General features: G+C 67.3%; 17 protein-coding genes. 3 read left to right on the top strand and 14 right to left on the bottom strand.

The annotated features are described in order from the left end of the window. Positions 1–16: 16 nt before the first annotated feature. From gspF to gspG, 11 genes are all read right to left on the bottom strand, one after another. A complete protein-coding gene (gene gspF, locus DES44_RS15020; RefSeq protein ID WP_058933907.1) occupies positions 17–1225 on the bottom strand; it encodes a type II secretion system inner membrane protein GspF in 1209 nt (402 codons plus the stop codon). Between the two features lie 6 nt (positions 1226–1231). Then, on the bottom strand, positions 1232–2671 hold the full coding sequence (gene gspE, locus DES44_RS15015) for a type II secretion system ATPase GspE (protein WP_058933908.1): 1440 nt from the start codon (positions 2669–2671) through the stop codon (positions 1232–1234). A gap of 17 nt (positions 2672–2688) precedes the next feature. Continuing rightward, the gene (gene gspD, locus DES44_RS15010) at positions 2689–4938 is read right to left on the bottom strand and encodes a type II secretion system secretin GspD (RefSeq protein WP_233441652.1); all 2250 of its coding nucleotides are present in this window, start codon (positions 4936–4938) and stop codon (positions 2689–2691) included. 14 nt (positions 4939–4952) lie between these two features. Next, positions 4953–5831 (bottom strand): type II secretion system protein N, encoded by an 879-nt coding sequence (gene gspN / locus DES44_RS15005; protein ID WP_058933910.1) that lies wholly within the window; start codon positions 5829–5831, stop codon positions 4953–4955. Then, a complete protein-coding gene (locus DES44_RS15000) occupies positions 5828–6325 on the bottom strand; it encodes a type II secretion system protein M (RefSeq protein WP_058933911.1) in 498 nt (165 codons plus the stop codon). The genes gspN and DES44_RS15000 overlap by 4 nt, the downstream gene beginning before the upstream one ends. After that, a complete protein-coding gene (gene gspL, locus DES44_RS14995) occupies positions 6322–7590 on the bottom strand; it encodes a type II secretion system protein GspL (protein WP_058933912.1) in 1269 nt (422 codons plus the stop codon). The genes DES44_RS15000 and gspL overlap by 4 nt, the downstream gene beginning before the upstream one ends. Before the next feature lie 168 nt (positions 7591–7758). Next, entirely contained in the window at positions 7759–8814 is a 1056-nt protein-coding gene (gene gspK / locus DES44_RS14990; protein ID WP_058933913.1) for a type II secretion system minor pseudopilin GspK, read from the bottom strand. Then, positions 8811–9422, bottom strand: coding sequence for a prepilin-type N-terminal cleavage/methylation domain-containing protein (locus tag DES44_RS14985; protein ID WP_058933914.1), 612 nt, complete (start codon positions 9420–9422; stop codon positions 8811–8813). The genes gspK and DES44_RS14985 overlap by 4 nt, the downstream gene beginning before the upstream one ends. Beyond that, positions 9422–9826 carry a type II secretion system minor pseudopilin GspI gene (gene gspI, locus DES44_RS14980; RefSeq protein ID WP_058933915.1) on the bottom strand — a complete coding sequence of 135 codons (405 nt, stop codon included), beginning with the start codon at positions 9824–9826 and terminating at the stop codon, positions 9422–9424. Before gspI ends, DES44_RS14985 begins: the two co-directional genes overlap by 1 nt. Then, entirely contained in the window at positions 9823–10281 is a 459-nt protein-coding gene (locus DES44_RS14975) for a type II secretion system protein (protein ID WP_058933916.1), read from the bottom strand. The genes gspI and DES44_RS14975 overlap by 4 nt, the downstream gene beginning before the upstream one ends. Before the next feature lie 46 nt (positions 10282–10327). Continuing rightward, positions 10328–10762, bottom strand: a complete 435-nt coding sequence (gene gspG / locus DES44_RS14970) for a type II secretion system major pseudopilin GspG (RefSeq protein ID WP_232309927.1) — start codon at positions 10760–10762, stop codon at positions 10328–10330. Positions 10763–10826: 64 nt separating this feature from the next. Between gspG and DES44_RS14965 the strand changes: the two genes are divergently transcribed. Further along, positions 10827–11453 carry a hypothetical protein gene (locus DES44_RS14965; protein WP_058933917.1) on the top strand — a complete coding sequence of 209 codons (627 nt, stop codon included), beginning with the start codon at positions 10827–10829 and terminating at the stop codon, positions 11451–11453. Positions 11454–11537: 84 nt separating this feature from the next. Here DES44_RS14965 and DES44_RS14960 read toward each other — a convergent pair whose 3' ends face one another. Together DES44_RS14960 and ilvA are read right to left on the bottom strand one after the other, a co-directional pair. Continuing rightward, complete coding sequence (locus DES44_RS14960; protein WP_058933918.1) at positions 11538–12623, bottom strand: nicotinate-nucleotide--dimethylbenzimidazole phosphoribosyltransferase; 1086 nt, start codon at positions 12621–12623, stop codon at positions 11538–11540. Positions 12624–12814: 191 nt separating this feature from the next. Further along, the gene (gene ilvA, locus DES44_RS14955) at positions 12815–14413 is read right to left on the bottom strand and encodes a threonine ammonia-lyase, biosynthetic (protein ID WP_083525338.1); all 1599 of its coding nucleotides are present in this window, start codon (positions 14411–14413) and stop codon (positions 12815–12817) included. 502 nt (positions 14414–14915) lie between these two features. On the opposite strand from ilvA, the gene DES44_RS14950 reads away from it, so the two are divergent. Further along, the gene (locus DES44_RS14950) at positions 14916–15338 is read left to right on the top strand and encodes an OsmC family protein (protein ID WP_058933919.1); all 423 of its coding nucleotides are present in this window, start codon (positions 14916–14918) and stop codon (positions 15336–15338) included. 59 nt (positions 15339–15397) lie between these two features. Here the strand turns inward: DES44_RS14950 and coq7 are convergent, their stop codons facing one another. Beyond that, positions 15398–16066 carry a 2-polyprenyl-3-methyl-6-methoxy-1,4-benzoquinone monooxygenase gene (coq7, locus tag DES44_RS14945; protein WP_375137530.1) on the bottom strand — a complete coding sequence of 223 codons (669 nt, stop codon included), beginning with the start codon at positions 16064–16066 and terminating at the stop codon, positions 15398–15400. Positions 16067–16447: 381 nt separating this feature from the next. Here coq7 and DES44_RS14940 point away from each other — a divergent pair, with 381 nt between their 5' ends. Then, a complete protein-coding gene (locus DES44_RS14940) occupies positions 16448–17470 on the top strand; it encodes a porin (RefSeq protein ID WP_058933920.1) in 1023 nt (340 codons plus the stop codon). Positions 17471–17476 lie beyond the last annotated feature (6 nt).

The raw sequence follows: 17476 nt of genomic DNA, 5'->3' as shown, positions 1-17476 counted from the left end.
TCGGCAGGAGCCCCGGTTATTGCGTGGCCAGCTTGTTCATGTCGATGATCGGCAGCAGCACCGACAGCACGATCAGCATCACCACACCGCCCATGGCCACGATCAGCAGCGGCTCCAGCAGCGTGGCCAGCGTCATGGCGCGGCGCTTGACCTCATTGCCCAGTTGCCGTGCAGCGCGCTGCAGCATGTCGGGCAACTGGCCGGTCTGCTCGCCCAGCCGGGCAAACATCGACAGCAGACCGGGGAAGCGTTTCTTGCCGGCCAGGGCGGCCCCCAGCGGCGCGCCTTCGCGCACCTGCACCAGGGCGTCCATCGCATCGGCCCGCATGGCGTGGTTGGACAGGGTCTCGGCGGCGGCCTGCAAGGCCTTCAGGATGGGCACCCCGGCGCCGGCCAGCATGGCCAGCGTGCCGGAAAACCGCGCCGCGTTGTAGCCGCGCGAGATCCGTCCGATGACCGGCAGGTTCAGCCAGGCCGCATCAAAGCGCTGGCGCGGGCCTTCCTTCTTCAGCGTCTGGCGGATGGTGATGCCGCCGACCACCAGCAGGCCGATGATCAGCAGGCCCCATTGCCGCAACACGTCGGAGGTGCCCATCATGATCCGGGTCAGCAGCGGCAGGGTCTGGCGGGTCTGGGTGAAGACGGCGGCCACCTGCGGCACCACGTAGGTCAGCAGGAAGCCCACCGCCAGCAGCGAGATGAAGCAGACGATGATCGGGTAGGCCAGCGCCCCGAACAGCTCCGAGCGCAGGCGCTGCGTCTCTTCCAGGTCGTCGGCCAGGCTCTCCAGCACGGGACCCAGAGCGCCGCTCTGCTCGCCGGCGGCCACCACCGCGCGATAGACCTCGTCAAATTCCCGCGGCGCGGTGCCCAGGGCGCGCGCAAAGGGCGAGCCGGCATTGACCTCCGCCTTCAGCGAGGACATCAGGTCCCGCTGGCGCGGATCGTCGGCTTCATCGGCCAGCGCGGCGAGCGACCGCTCCAGCGGCAGTCCGGCCGCCACCAGCCCGGCGAGTTGCCGGGTCCAGACCGACAGCCCCGAGCCGTTGAACACCCGGCGCGACCAGCGGCTGCTGGACTTGGGTGCCGCCACGGCGTTCACTTCCATCGGCACCAGGCCCTGGCCACGCAACTGCGCGCGTGCGGCACGCGGGTTGTCCGCTTCCAGCAAGCCCTGGCGGGGCTTGCCGGTGTTGTCCAGGGCTTCGTATTTGTAGGCGGGCATTCAGCATCACTCCCGCGTCACGCGCAACACTTCCTCTTCGGAGGTGACCCCGGCGGCCACCAGCCGGTCACCGTCCTCGCGCATGGAGCGCAGGCCGTTGGCGCGGGCAGCGGCCAGCAGATCGGACTCGGCGGCCTGACCGTGGATCAGGTGGCGGATCTTGTCATCGCAGACCATCAGCTCATACACCCCCGTGCGGCCCTTGTAGCCGCTGGAGGAGCAGGCCTGGCAGCCCACCGGCTGGTAACGGGTCCCGCCGCCGGGCAGGGGCGATGGCGCGGGTGTCTTGCAGACCGGGCAGAGCTTGCGCACCAGGCGCTGGGCCAGCACGCCCAGCAGGCTGGAGCTGAGCAGGAAGGGCTCGACGCCCATGTCGGTCAGGCGGGTGACGGCGCTGACGGCGTCGTTGGTGTGCAGCGTGGCCAGCACCAGGTGACCGGTCAGCGAGGCCTGGATGGCGATCTGCGCGGTTTCGTAGTCCCGGATTTCACCGATCATGATGACGTCCGGGTCCTGCCGCAGGATGGCGCGCAGCGCCTTGGCAAAGGTCAGGTCGATGCGGGCATTGACCTGGGTCTGGCCGACACCGGCCAGCTCGTATTCGATCGGGTCTTCCACCGTCAGCACGTTGGTGGTGGAGGTGTCCAGCGTCTGCATGGCTGCATACAGCGTGGTGGTCTTGCCCGAACCGGTCGGGCCGGTGACCAGCACGATGCCGTGGGGCTGCTGCACCAGGCGCTGGAAACGCGCCAGCCGCTCGCCGTCCATGCCCAGCCCGGTGAGGGTGAACTTGGACTCGGACTTGTCCAGCAGACGCAGCACCGCCCGCTCGCCGTGGGCCGAGGGCAGGGTCGAGACCCGCACGTCGATGGCCCGTCCGCCGATGCGCAGCGAAATCCGGCCGTCCTGCGGCAGCCGCTTTTCGGCGATGTCCAGCTCGGCCATGATCTTCAGGCGCGAGATCAGCGCTGCATGCAGGGCGCGGTTCGGCCGCACCACTTCCCGCAGCGTGCCGTCCACCCGGAAGCGCACGCTGCTTTCGCGTTCATAGGGCTCGATGTGGATGTCGCTGGCGCCGTTGTTGGCGGCCTGCGTCAGCAGCGCATTGAGCATGCGGATGATGGGCGCGTCGTCGGCTGCTTCCAGCAGGTCTTCGACCGCCGGCAGGTCCTGCATCAGGCGGGACAGGTCCACCGCGCTTTCCACTTCCCCGACCACCAGCGCCGCGCTGTCTTCCCCGCCGGCGTAGGCGGCCTGCAGCCGCGCGGCCATGTCGGCCGGGCTGATGCATTCCACCCGGTGCGGCGCATGCACGCGCTGGAGCTCGGACAGTGTGGACAGGCTGGCCACGGGCGTGGCCCAGAGCGTGCGCTGCTCACCGTCGTCTTCCAGCAGCAACTGCTGGCTGCGTGCAAATGCGTAAGGCAGGGGATGGCGGGTGGCCATGGGCAACAATCTTTCGTTCAGCGAGTCGACTCCGAAGCAGGTTCCGAGGCGGGCCGTGGCGGCGTCGGCAAGGCCGGCGATGACGCCGGACGCTCTGGCAGCAGTGGCGCACCGGTGTTGGGCAGCACCAGCGTCCGGGCCGGTTGCACATCCTGCTGGTAGGCACGGATGGCATCGTAACGGTCCAGTGTGACGGCGTTGGCACTTTCGGGCGTGCGCAGTACGACAGGGCGCAGGAAGATCATCAGGTTGGACTTGCTGCGGTTGCGACTCTGGTTTTTGAACAGGTTGCCCAGTAGCGGAATGTCGCCCAGGCCAGGCACCTTGTTCTCGCCATCACTGTACTCGTCCTTGAGCATGCCACTCAGCACCAGGGCCTGGCCGTCTTCCAGCGTGACCGAGGTCTCCACCGCGCTCTTGTCGATGGTGGGGCCGGTGGCGCTGGAGCCCGTGCCATCCACGACGCTGGAGTTCTCCTGATAGACCTTGATGCGCACCGTGCCGTTCTCACCGACCTGCGTCTTGATCTTCAGCCGCAGGCCGACGTCCCGGCGTTCGTAGGTGTTGAACGGACTGGTGATGCTGTTGCCCTGCGTGGTGCTGCTGATCACCGGCACGTTGCGGCCGACGATCATGTCGGCTTCCTCGTTGTCCTGCACCACCAGCGAGGGGGTGGACAGCACGTTGGTGCCGGACAGCTGCTCCAGCGCATTGGCCACGGCGCCCAGCGTCAGGTAGCTGCCGATGCGGGTGGTAGCGCCGATGTTCAGGCCCTGCGAAATCTGGCCCGAGGTCAGCGCCGTTCCGACGTTCACACCGCTCCCGGAGCCAATGCCGCCAGCCGCAGCCGCCGACAGGTTCAGGATGTTGCTGTAGCCGGTGCCGAAGTTGGTGCCGATGCCGACGGAGCCGAACAGGTTTTGCCACTGCACACCGAACTGTCCGACCTTGCTCGCATCCACCTTGACCACCAGGGCTTCGATGTAGACCTGCGCGCGCCGGGTGTCCAGCTGTTCCACGACCGCCCGGATCTGCTTGTACATCGGCTCGGGCGCCGTGATGATCAGCGAGTTGGTGGCCGGATCGGCCTGCACGAAACCGCCGGTGTTGGGCTGCGCGGTGGCGCTGACCTGGGTCGAGCCGCCGACGCCGGAGCCGCCGGACGACGAGCCGCTGGTACCGGCGCCGCCGCCGCTGAAGGACGAGTTGCCGCCGGAGAAGCTCGTGTTGCCCGTGCTGCCGACGCCGCCCCCGCCACCACCGCCGGTGGCCAGACCGCCCACGGTGGCATTGCCGCCGCCGGAGCCGCCAGTGCCGCCCGTGGCCGCGCTGTTGGCGCTGAAGGCAGCGCGCAGCACCGTGGCCAGGCGCACCGCATCGGCGTTCTTCAGGTAGATGACGCGGATGTTGCCGTTGGATGCGTCAAGACCCGGCGTGTCCAGCTTCGCGATCATCGCGCGCAACTGCATCAGCCGTGCCGGATTGGAGGCCCGCACGATCAGCGCATTGCTGCGCGGATCAGCCAGCACGCTGTTGCCGCCTGCACTGGCACCGCCGCCGGGTTGGCCGGCCACGCCGCCGCCTTCGGACAAGCGCTGCACCAGCTGCACCACGTCCGACGCCACCGCATTGCGCAGCGGAATCACCTCGATGTCGGTGTTGGACGGCTGGTCCAGCGCCGCCACGATGCGGCTGATGCGCTGCAGGTTTTCGGCGTAGTCGGTGATCACCAGGCTGTTGTTGCCCGGGTTGGCATTGATCGTGTTGTTCGGTGTGATCAGCGGCCGCAGCACCGCCACCAGATTGTTCGCGTTCTCATGGTTGAGCTTGAAGATCTGGGTGACGATCTGGTCACCGCGCTGGCGGCTTTCGCCGCCGACGGAGACCGAGCCGGTCTGCAGCTTGGCTTCCGCCTCGGGCACCAGCTTGAGGATGCCGCCCGCGTCCACCATCGCGAAGCCCAGGCCGCGCAGGGCGGCGAGGTAGCTCAGGTAGGCCTCCTGCACCGGCACCGGCTGCTCGGCCGTGAGCGTCATCGTGCCCTTGACCCGCGGATCGACCAGGATGGGCTTGCCCATCGCGGCCGACATGGCGCGTGAGACGGCCTCGATGTCGGTGTTGACGAAGTTCAGGGTCACCGGCGTGCTGGGCTTGACCGCGGGCTGACGGCGGTTGCCCGACTGGCCCTGCTGCTGTGCCTGCACCGGCAGGCTGGCGGCGATCAGACTCATGGCCAGGGCCAGGGCCAGGGCTGTCGGTCGCATCATGTGTGTCTTCATGCTCATCCCACCGAGATGATCGAGCGCGCTCCCTCGCGACGCCCGATGATGTTCAACAAGTTGGCCAGCGCCGCCTCACTGCCGGGGGCCGCACTGGCGTCCCCCCGGAATTGCACGCGGTTGCCCAGGCTGCCCTGGCCATTCAGAAGCAAGGGGCCCTGCAGCGTCTGCAGCATCAGCTGCGGCGTGGCAGAACCCAGAATGCTGAGGCGATAACTGCCCAGCGGATCCACGGAAGAGAGCCGGGAAGACATCTCTTGTAGATCGAGTTGGATCACGCCGTCGACCTTCCAGCGGCCCTGGTCGCGATCGACGCTGAATTTCTGCGCGCTCAGGACCAGGCGGCCATCCGGCGCCAGGGTGTTCCAGGGGGTGCCCAGGCCGGTCAGCCAGGCGGCCGGCCATTGGATCCAGGGGCGGCCGTCGCTGCTGTCCGGCAGGTTGAGCGACAGCTTGCCCAGGCCCAGGCGGACGGTCAGTGGCGCATCCGGGCGGATGCAGCAGTCCTGGTTCAGGGTGAGCCGCAGGCCCACGCCGCCGGAGATCCAGGCCGGACGCAGTGACCATTGCAACCGGTCGGGCAGCTCACTGGCGTCCCGGCTGCCGGGACCGGCGCTCAGGATCAGCCGAGCGCTGCCGGACCAGATGCTGCCGCGCGCATCGGCCAGCAGCAGGCGTTGCTGGGTGGCGGCGGCCAGGCCCGAGGCCAGCCAGGCCGCCGGTGCGAAGGTCACCAGGGCCAGCAGCAGACCGATCACGCCACCGGCCCATGCCCAGCGACGGGTGCGCGGCTTGGGTGTGGGCAGCAGCGCGGCACGCGCCGAGCGCGGCGCCGCCGTTGCCGATGCCGGCCGTTTGACGCTGAAGGAGGGGCGTTTCATGAGCCGTTGGCGCCCGGCAGGGCGACGCTGATGCGACCGGTGTAGCCCTGCGCGCCCGATTGCAGTTCAACCTCCTGCGGGCGGGCGCGGGCGGACTGCCGGGCCTCGGTCAGCCAGACCGCCAGGGCCGCGCCGGGCACGCCGCGCAGACGCAATTGCGCCTGCGGACCAGTGAGGGTGAGCTCCGCATTCGGGCCCAGCCGTTCGGTGGCGCTGCGCAGCGCGCTGATCGACTGTTCCTGCGAGATCGGCGGCGTCTGCTTGAGCTGCTGCGCCTGCTGGGCGAGCCCTCGCATCTGGCGCAGTTCGGCGTCCAGCTTGTCGATCTCCGCGGGCGCCTTGGAGAGCGTGCTCAAGGCCGGGGCAATGGCGACCAGCCACACCAGGGCCGCGCCCACCACCACTGCGGCCGTGCGGGCCATCTGCCGTTCACGCGGCTGCGCGGCCTGCCAGCGCTCCTCAAGCTGGCGCAGCCAAGGGGGAGTACTTTTCATCGTGTCGTCGGGCGCAGGCTCAATTGGAGGGCATCCCCTTCGTCGCTGACCCGCAGGGCAGGGTTCTGGAAGAGACGGTCTCGGACCTGCTCACGCACCGGCGCGGGCAGGCCGGTCAGCAGCAGGCGGTTGGATTCGAAGCGCAGGCCCTGCAGCGGCGGTTGACCGGCCGGCATGGCGCGGGCGACCGCACCCAGCAGGTCTTCCAGGTCGCCGGGGCCGATCTGGCCGGCACGCGCGCGGGCCAGGTCCAGTTCCCGCTGCATTTGGGCGGGTGCGTCCCGCACGGTGCGGATCTGCGGGAAGGCCTGGCGCAGCAGCTGTTCCTGCTCGGCCCGGCGGCTGTCGATGGCGCGGCGCTGCTGGAAGGCCATGACATTGACGCCGATGACCTGTACCACCACCAGCGCCACCACCCCCCAGCGGAAGGGACGCCACTCCGGCCCCTGCAGCACCTGCCAGGCGCGGTAGACCCGCTGCCAGCCACGCTGGCGCGGGGTGAGCTCGAACTGCAGCAGGTTCACCGGGGCCTGAAGGGCGGCCCAGGCGCGTTCGGTGTCATTGAGCACGTCCACCGGCCGGCCGAGCAGCCGCTCGGCTTCGGCGGAGACAGCCGGTGCGGCGCTGACCTTGGCCTGCGTCCACCAGCTCTCGCCCAGCCAGGTGCGCACGCCGGCGCTGGTCATGGGAAAGGTGGCAATGCCCGGCGGCGACCAGGCGCGCAGGCGGGGCTGGCCGTCGGCGCCCTGGTCCACATGACCGCCGAGCCGGCCGTCCGGCCAGGACAGCGGATACACCGCTTCCAGCAGCAGGCCCGCCGACTGGATGGCCGCCAGGTGCGCCTTGAGCGGTTCACGGGCAACCGCCGCCACCCAGCGGGGCGGGTTTTCGCCGTCTTCCAGCCGGGTTTCCGGATGGTCCACGTCTTCAGCCAGGCCGGGCAGGCCCTTGTCCACATCCATCACCGCCAGGTGCAGCCGTTCGGGATCGTCCAGCAGGGACTCTTCCAGCACGCCGGACAGGGCGCTGCGCAGCTTCGGACCGCGCAGGGCCAGCGGCAGGCGCACCGTGTGCCAGCTCACGGCGGCATCCGGCAGCAGGGCAAACACCCGGTCCGCCTTGGGCATGGTGTCCAGAGGGGCGCGTTCGCCCCGCCCTCCCGCCCGGACGGGCGCCTGGGCATCGGGGCTGAACCAGAATTCGTAATCTTGGGTGCCTGTCGCCGCGGGCGGCGCTTCAGGCAGCAGGATGAGCAGGGTACTCATGAGAAGGCGGATTCTAGGAGGGCTTGCGCGACAGAACGGCGGCAAAGCCTCCGCACAAGCCCCTAGGCGACCCTGTCGACATTGTCAGGGTGCGCAAGTCTGAGGCAGGTTGGGGGGCAGGGCCGCAGCAGCGGGTGACGAATCGTGACAGAAGGGGACTATGCGGGACTATCGGCCTTGCCCCGCCATCAGAGCGGTGGATTGTTGGACGTACTGGCGGTCCAGCACACGGGTGGTGTAGTCGTTGCTGCGCCAGACCAGGGACCGCATGGTGACCAGGCGGTCGTCCAGCCGCAACTGGCCGGTGACGATGAAGTAGTCGCTGGTCGGTTGCACCAGCCCTTCCAGTGTGACCCCCTGGGGCAGGTAGGACGGCAATTGCTTGCTGGTGATGCCCTTGGCTTCACGGGCGCGCACGATGCGGTCGGCCACGCCCAAGTCCATGCGAGGGTCCAGGGCGGCAATCACTTCGCGGGGGGCGGTGTTGATGTTGATCATGGTGGGCGTGACCACCTTGGCATTGGTCGAGCTGGGCGGGAGCAGCGTGACGTAGGGCTTGAGCCGCTCCACCTGGTCCGTCGTGAGATTGAGCCAACCCAGTTGCTCGATGCGGATGGGCAGGACCGGCGCGTTGGCATCTGTGGCGACATTGCCGTTATCGGTGCCATTTCCGGACGAGCCGTTGGCATTGCCTTCCGCCTGGGGCTGAGGGAAAGCCTGGCGCAGGCGTTTTTGCACATCGTCAGCCAGGCTCGCATTCAGGCCAGCCGCCTGGAACAGCCGCCGTGCGATGGACAGCTGGACCGGCGGATTGACGGTCTCCCGCGGAATCAGGTTGTAGAGATTGAACTTGCCCTGCGCGTCTTCGATGCGACCGGAGAGAAAGGCCTCGGGGCCGCCCTCGGCAGAGTGGTTGTCGTCCGTGGAGAGGAAGCTGGCGAGTTTGGCTTCCGCCAGCGGCACCGCCCAGACTTCGCCGTTGTAGTCCACGGCATCCGCCCCGGCATTGCGGTTGGCACGGGTGTCCTCGCGCAGGATCAGCCGGGCCCAGTCCAGCGCGCCCTGCAGCACCCAGTCCGACTGCGCGCGACCCCGTTCGGCGGATTCGATCTGGATGCTGCGCGCCTGCCGCCACAGCATGGCCGCGGCCAGCGTCGTGACCAAGGTGACGATCAGCAGCGCCGTCAGCAGCGCCGCGCCGCGGGGACGGTGACCGTGCCTCAACGCGAGCCTCCGGCCGGCACGATCACTTCACGGGTCAGCTCGCCGTTATAGCCGCCCCCGGCGAATTGCACTTTCATGCGCACGCCGCTGGGCACGGTCTTGGTCACGGCATCGTCCTGGTCGCCACTGGACTGCGCGTTGCTCCAGGCATTGTTTCGGAAGAAATACATCTGCCAGCCCTGCACGCCGCTGATGCCGGGGCTGTCGCGCAGATCCTGCGGACTGAGCTGCTGGCTGCGGAACCAGGCGTCCTGCAAGCCGCTGATGGTGGTGGCCGGCTGTGAGGCCCAGCGCGTGAGCCGGCCGTCGCGGATCTGCCAGGACACCATCTGCAGGCCCTTGGTGGTGCGGCGTGTCAGGCGCAGGGTGGCGCCGTCGAAGCTCAGGGCGGTGACCTGCTTGCTGTCCTGCACTTCTCGCAGGTCCAGTTCCCACTGCCGCACCAGGGTGCCGATGGTTTCGGCACTGTCCATGTGGGCTTCGGTGGCATCTCGCGTGGTGCTGAGCGTGGAGACGGCCCGCCAGGCCATGACGCTCATCATGGCCATGATGACCAGCGCCACCAGCACCTCGATCAGGGTGAAACCGCGAGCGCTCGGGCGGGTCATCAATACCTCCCCACCACGGTCGTGATGCTGAGCAGGGCCTGGCCATCGTCGTTGAACACCCGCAGTTCCACGCGCCGGAAATTCGGATTGGCCGTGGTGGCCACCTCCGTCTTGCCGGTGAAGGTGCGGCCCAGCTGGGTGCAGGAGAACTCGGTGGTGCCGGTGCCGGGGAAGGCTGCATTGAGCCGCATCTCGGTCAGCTCGTTTTCAGCGCACCACTGGGCCATGTTGTTGAGCGACAGCCGCTGCGCATTGTTGGTCATGGTGCCCGCCGCCCGCATCCCGGCGGCCAGGCACAGGCCCACGATGGTCAGGGCGACCAGCACTTCGATGAGCGTGAAGCCGCCGGCAGGGCGGCTCGGGCCCCGGTTGAGCCCACCGGTCGCTGCACGGGTCCGGCTCATGGGGGCGTCTCCCGCTCGATGGTGAAGGGGCGCAGGCCGTCGGTGCCCAGAGTGATGTGGGCCTCGCCGCGGGTCAGCACGATGTGCTGGGCGCCAATGATGGGCTCCGGTCCCAGCCGGACCCGGCCGTTGGCATCCGTCTGCCCCCGGATGGTGACCGACGGTTCTTCGCCCATCCATCCACGGTCCAGCTTCAGCCGGGTCACCAGGTCCTGCGGCAGTCCGCTGAACCGGAAGCGCCCTTGGTCCGGCTGCCAGGTGACTTCCAGCGACGCCGCACGCGCCTCTGCCCGTGCCATTTCCAGCACGCTGGCCAGATGCAGCGCTTCCCGCTCCAGATCGGCACCGCCGGTATTGCGCAGTGCCACCACCACGGTGGCGCTGGCCACCGCAATGATGGTGATGGCGACCAGCAGTTCGATCAGCGTGAAGCCGCGACTGCGGCGGAGGTTCATGGTCGCTTGTGCATGAGTGCGGTCGGCGCAGGGCCCGAGGGCCGGATTACTCCCAGGAGCCGATGTCGGCGTCGTTGCCTTCGCCGCCCGGCTTGCCGTCGGCACCCAGGCTGTAGACATCGACCTCGCCCTTCAGGCCGGGGTTGTCATATTGATAGGGGTTGCCCCAGGGATCCTTGGGCAGCTTCTCGATGTAGACCTTCCAGTTGCCCGGCACGGTGCCGCTGGTGGGCTTGCTGACCAGGGCATTGAGGCCCTGGTCGCCGCTGGGGAAGCGTCCGTTGTCCATCTTGTAAAGCTTGAGCGCCTGCATCAGCGTGGTGACGTCCTGCTTGGCGGCGGTACGCCGGGCATCGGCCACGTGATTCATCACGGCGGGCACCACCACGGCGCCCATCACGGCCACGATGGTGATGGCCACGATCAGTTCGATCAGGGTGAAACCGCGGCTGGCGCGGCGGGAAGTCATCTTGCGTTGCATGGTTTTGCAATCCTGGGGCTGGGCTGCCCGTCTGCAGCCTCTTGCGTTCCATCATAATCGGCACATGCATGCACGTTGGTTAAGCTTCGTGATCTGGGCGCTGATGGCGGCCAGCCTGGCCTATTGGTCGCTGACGCTCATGGCCCGCGGTCCCGCGGCGCCGGGGCAGGTCTTGCCGGCCGTGGCTTCTTCGACGGTGGGGGACTGGACCCGGGTTTTCACCCAGGAGTCCCCGTCCGCCGCGCCGGTGGAATCGGCCTCATCCCGCTACCAGTTGCTGGGCGTGGTGGCGCCGTCCACGGGTCAGGCCACCGGGGAAGGTGTGGCCCTGATTGCGGTCAGCGGCGGGTTTGCCCGTCCGTTCCGGGTCGGTCAGGTGGTGGATGGCGACATCCAGCTGCTGGAGGTCAGCCGCCGGGAAGTGGGCCTGGGACGCAACAATGCGGTGTCCATCCGTCTGGCGTTGACGCCAGTGCCGGGCGCATCGCCCATGCCTGTGATGGACGCGCCGCCCGTTGTGCCGACCCTGCCGCCGGCCGGGGCGCTGCCGCCGAACCAACAGGGCATCTCGCTCAACGCACCGCCCGGCAGCGTGCCGATGAACGGAGGCGGCTCGCCGCTGACGAACATCGGCGGCGCCTTGCCCACCAATGCGATGCAGCCGCCGCCTGACAACGTGGTGAATCAATAGGGCGAATAGGGCTAATAGGGCGAACAGGGCGAACAGGGCGAATAGGGCGAATAGGGCGCTGCAGCGCGACTGACACGCCCCGTTTCAATTCTTTCGCAAAGTGCCCAGCAGGCTGGCGCCATTGTGAAGGTCGGTCGGCCGGCTGTGGATGGGTCCGTCCGGAATGTCCTGCACCTCGGTCAGCAGCGCGGCGGCGCAGCGGATCATCGGCCAGGCCAGGGGAGCGCCAGTGCCGTCGCTGCAGTCCATGCCCAGCTCCAGCAAAGCGGTGGCATGGAACAGCGCCAGGGATTCATCCAGGCCGCGATGGAGGGTGCTGCGGCAGAACACGGCGTAGTCGGTCACCGGCGGGGCAATCATCGACGCCACCTTGAGCGCTGCGCAGGCGGCCATCCCGTCCACCAGGATCAGCTGCCGCTTGCTCGCCGCCACCAGCATGGCGCCCACCATCACCGCCAGTTCATGACCGCCAAAGGCGGCCAGTACGGCCATCGGTTCTTCAACGTCGCGGTGCCGCGCCTGCGCACTCTGCAGCACGATCAGCAGATGGGTCAGGTCGTCCTGCGGCATGTCGGGGCCGGAGATCACGAAGTCCCGCACCGGCAGGTCCGTCAGGCGGGACAGCACCAGCGCGGCCGCTTCCATCGAGCCCTGGCCCAGGCCGGCGCAGGCCAGCACATTGCTGGACAGGTTGTCGGAAATCTCCATGCCCACCCGCACGCCCGCATGGGCCTGTTCCAGCGTCATGGCCGGGCCGACCCGGCAGTTGCGGGTGCCGTGGGCGATCTTGCGTGCCAGCAGGCCGCGCTGCGGGCTCAGCGGTTCGGCAATGCCGCAGTCCACTACCGTCACATGCATGCCCTGGTTGTTGGCAAACACCGTGGACGGCAGGCGGTGCTGCAGCGCCAGCAGCGCCTGCTCGCGCGTGCTGCGGCCATTGGGTAGCTTGATGCCATCCACGGCCAGACCATGGTCGCCGGCAAACAGCATCAGCGTCGGGATGTCCAGCTCCGGGGTCAGCGTGTTCTGGATCAGGCCCAGCCGTACCGCCAGCGGTTCCAGCTCGCCCAGTCGGCCGGCAATGGCGCTGCGCTGATCCAGGCGGGCGCGCAGCGTGCGCTCCAGCTCCGGATTGAGGGTGGGGCTGATCAGGGACTGATGGATGGACATGGGGAACGACGCACAGCGGGGCGGCGCGCAACACGGTCGAGGCCGCGCGCCCGGGGAGGATGCCCGGCTCCCATTGTGTGGTGACGCACACAGTCCCTCGATCCGCAAATGCCCCAGGCCACCTGGACCGGGGGCAAGCTGTGCGGATAGCGCTCACTTGCGTCGTGGCCAGCCGACGCTGGCCCCTTGCCTCAGCGCAGGAAGAGGCGGTACACCGGGTTGTCCGTTTCCTCGGTGCAGGGATAGTTGAGCTGCTCCAGAAAGGCCTTGAACGCCTTGGCATCTCCCCGCGGGACCTGCAGCCCGACGAGGATGCGCCCGTAATCAGCCCCCTGGTTGCGGTAGTGGAAGAGGCTGATGTTCCAGTCTGGATGCAGATTCGACAGGAATCGCATCAAGGCCCCCGGCCGTTCCGGGAAGACGAATCGGAACAGGCGCTCGTTGTCGGCTAGCTCGGTCCGACCGCCCACCATGTGCCGCACATGCTGCTTGGCCAATTCATCGTCGGTCAGGTTGACGGTGGGGAAGCGGTGTTTCTCGAACTGGCGGGCCAGCTTGTCGGCTTCCTCGCGGCGGCTGATGCTCAGGCCGACGAAGACATGGGCTTCCTGCGTGTCGGAGATGCGGTAATTGAACTCGGTGACGCTGCGTGGGCCGATCAATTCGCAAAAGCGCCGGAAGCTGCCCCGCTCCTCCGGAATGGTGACGGCAAACAGCGCCTCTCGGTGCTCGCCCACCTCGGCCCGCTCCGCGACAAACCGCAGCCGGTCGAAGTTCATGTTGGCGCCACAGGTGATGGCGATGTAGGTCTGGCCCTTCAGGCCTTTTTCTGCCGCATATTGCTTGATGGCCGCCACGCCCAGGCCGCCGGCCGGCTCCAGGATGCTGCGCGTGTCCACGAACACATCCTTGATCGCGGCGCAGACCGCGTCGGTATCCACCACGACATAGTCATCCACCAGTTCGCGGCAGACGCGGAACGTTTCCTCGCCCACCAGCTTCACGGCCGTGCCGTCGGAGAACAGGCCCACGTCGTGGAGCGTCACCCGCTTGCCCGCCTGGATGGAGCGGACCATGGCGTCCGAATCGCGCGTTTGCACGCCGATCACCTTGATCTCCGGCCGCACGGCCTTGATGTAGGCCGCCACCCCGGAAATCAGGCCGCCGCCGCCGATGGCGCAGAAGATGGCGTCGATGGGGCCGGGATGCTGGCGCAGCACTTCCATGGCGATGGTGCCCTGGCCGGCAATGACGTCGGGGTCGTCAAACGGGTGGACAAAGGTCAGGCTTTGCTCGCGCTCGAGTTCCAGCGCATGCTGATAAGCGTCGGTGAAGGATTCGCCCACCTGCACCACCTCGCCGCCCAGCGCCTGCACCGCATCGACTTTCACCCGCGGCGTGGTCACCGGCATGACGATCACGGCACGGCAGCCGAGTTTGCGCGCGGATAGTGCCACCCCTTGCGCATGGTTTCCCGCCGATGCGCAGATCACGCCGCGGCTCAATTGCTCCGCCGACAGTTGCGCCATCTTGTTATAGGCGCCGCGCAGCTTGAAACTGAATACCGGCTGCTGGTCTTCGCGTTTGAGCCAGACCTTGTTGTTAATGCGCTTGGAGAGATCGCGCGCGAAATCGAGGGAGGTTTCCTGCGCGACCTCATATACCCGCGCATTCAAAATTCGCTGGAGATAGCTCTGGTCGGCGGGCAATAACGCAGGATGACGCCCGGTCGCTTGCACAGCGGTGTGTGTGGATGTGGACTTGCGCGGGGCGCGCCGTGGGCCGGCCATTGAATTCCCTCCATGCCGCAGAAAGCGGCCGGTGATGATACTTTGGGGTTTGCCCCTAGCCTTGCGCGGAACGGCCCTGGGGGCGATCACAGCGTTCGCGATTGAAGGAGCGCGGGTTGCCACGGGGGCGCAGCGTGGCGGCGGGGGCTGACACTGCGTCCCCGGCTTAAGGTCGCTGACGGGTGGTCTCCGTTGCCGACCGTCAATCCGCGACGGGCAGAAAAAAAGCCCAAGGCCTTGGGGGCCTTGGGCTGAATCCACCATGGAGGCGGTGGAGGAGACAACTGGTGCGGGCTACCGGCCTAGACTCCATGCGGGTCTCTCAAACGGCCTCGCGGGGTAGCGCTATCGCATGTCTAGAATTCTAGGGCGGAAGCATGCTGCGCCGCAATATTTTTTCTGTGACTTCTCGTTGGAGACAGGTCTCTAATGAGCAATATCACCGGCCATGAGTGGCCCTGAGCGGCTGTCAGCGCGGTGAGTGACCAAGGAGCAATAGCGCATGGAATGCACGATCGACTGGATGGGCCGGGACGGCATGAGCTTCGCCGCCACCACCGGCAGTGGTCATCTGGTGACGATGGACGGCGCGCCGGACGGTGGCGGGCGCAACCTCGCCCCTCGGCCGATGGAGATGGTGCTGCTGGGCACCGGGGGCTGCACCGCCTATGACGTGGTGCTGATCCTCAAGCGTGGACGGCACGATGTGCGCAACTGCCGGGTGCAGCTGAAGGCGGACCGGGCGGACGCCGACCCCAAGGTCTTCACCAAGATCCACATGCACTTCGTGGTGGAAGGGCGGGACCTGTCCCTGCCGGTGGTGGAGCGGGCGGTCAAGCTCTCCCATGAGAAGTACTGCTCCGCCAGCATCATGCTGGCCAAGACGGCGGAGATCACCACGTCGGTGGAACTGGTCGAAGTCTGACCCGCTGATGCTGCACCGGGCTGGCGCCCTGAGCCGGGCGCCCGGGCCCGGCACATTGATTAGAGGCGGTGGGCGGTGGTGGTCATGACCTTGGCCGCCAGACGCATCAGCCCCTTGACGGGCGCCGGCAGCTCCACCGCACCCCGGGCGCGGGCCGCATCGGCATGCTCGACTTCCTCGGCCATCATCTGGGCGACGATCGCCCTGGAGCTGTGATCCCCCGCCGGCAGCCGCTCCAGGTGGCTGTCCAGATGCGCTTCCACCTGGCGCTCGGTCTCGACGACAAACCCCAGGCTCACCCGATCGCCCACCAGGCCCGCCACCGTGCCGATGGCAAAGGCGCCTGCATACCAGAGCGGATTGAGCAGGCTGGGCCGGTCATTCAGGGCCTGGAGCCTCTGCGCCGTCCAGGCCAGATGGTCCAGCTCTTCCTGCGCGGCATGCTCCAGATGCTGGCGCAGCTCGTCATTGCGGGTGGTCATGGCCTGCGCCCGGTACAGGGCCTGGGCGCAGATCTCTCCGACATGGTTGACCCGCATCAAGGCGGCCGCTTCCCGGCGCTGATCTTCGGACAGCACCTCATCCGGTGTCAGCGCCTGGGGCGTCGGACGCGACATGGGGGCCACGCCCGCCAGGGTTCGCAAGCTGTGGTCCAGTGTGGAAATCCACGCGTCCATGCGGCTGTGCTGGCGGCCGCCATGGCCTGTGCGCTGATTGGGAGATGTCATGGACTCATTCATGGACTCATTCATGGGCCCATTCTGGTCTGCATTCATGTCCCCGGTGTTGTCGCGGGAACCTCCGCGTAAAGCCGTGGGAAGAACAGTGGAAACCGTCATGGCCGCCCGATGCTGCATGGAAAGGGCAGTTTAGGGGGCATGCGACATACCTGCCCTGGGGGGCTCCCCCTTCATTTGTGCGAATGGGTGATGACACATTTTTTAATCGCATACGCGTTGCTTGCATCCAACGAAATCAGGACTTTTACGGGGAGGGCGCTGGTCAGGCCGGATGGGAACTGTTGCAATACGGCACAGCTTCATTGCAGGAGCTTGGTTTGCGGGGACCCTGGTGGGCCTGCAAGCCTCATTAAGATCTAGGAGTCTCTAATGAAGAAATCTCTCGTCGCGCTGGCAGTGCTGGCTGGTTTCGCTGGTGCCGCTGCCGCTCAATCGTCGGTGACCCTGTTCGGCGTGATCGACGTCGCAGCCCGTTACACCAAGGCCAACGGCCAGAACGTCAAGCAACTGACCAACGACGGCAGCAGCTCCAGCCGTTTCGGCGTCCGTGGCGTTGAAGACCTGGGTGGCGGCCTGAAGGCTGGCTTCTGGCTGGAAAGCGCCCTGTCGGCTGACACCGGCACCGCTGACAGCAGCCGCTTCTGGGGCCGTCGCGCTTCGGTGAGCCTGATGGGTGACTTCGGTGAAGTCCGTCTGGGCCGTGGCAAGACCTCCACCCGTCTGGTCGTTGACGATTTCGACGTGTACAGCACCACCGGCCTGGGCGACGTGACCCGCGTGTACAACACGCTGGGCAGCAGCACCCAGACCATCAACCGTGCTGACAACCTGGCTCAGTACTTCCTGCCGGGCGGCCTGGGCGGCGCCTACGGTTCGTTCGACGTCGCCGCTGGCGAAGGCGCTGTTGGCGCCAAGTCGTACGGTGGCCGTCTGGGCTGGAAGGACAGCGCCATCAACGTGGCTGCTGGCTACCAGTCCACCGAAGGCGTGGCAACTGCCAAGTTCAAGCAAATCTCCCTGGGCGCCAGCTACGACTTCGGCATGGCCAAGGTCAGCGGTCTGTGGAGCCAGCTGAAGTTCAACTCGCTGAAGCAGAACATCTACACGATCGGCGCCGTTGTCCCCGTGACGACCGCTGGTTCGGTTCTGGCTCAATTCAGCGATGCTGAAACCAACAGCGCTGCTGACCGCGTGGCCGGTACCGCAGGCGATGCCAAGTTCTACACCGTTGGCTACCTGCACAACCTGTCCAAGCGTACCTCGCTGTACACCACCGCTTCGCTGATCGACAACAGCGGCCTGGCTGCCTTCAAGGTGCAAGGCAATGCTGTGAACTCCGCTCGCGGCGGCAAGTCCGGCGGCTTCGACGTCGGTATCAAGCACAGCTTCTAATCCCTC

The organism is Roseateles depolymerans (assembly GCF_003387155.1).
Lineage (GTDB): Bacteria > Pseudomonadota > Gammaproteobacteria > Burkholderiales > Burkholderiaceae_C > Roseateles > Roseateles depolymerans.
The sequence above is the reverse complement of the archived record's forward strand: the minus strand, read 5'-3'. Positions and strand labels throughout refer to the sequence as shown.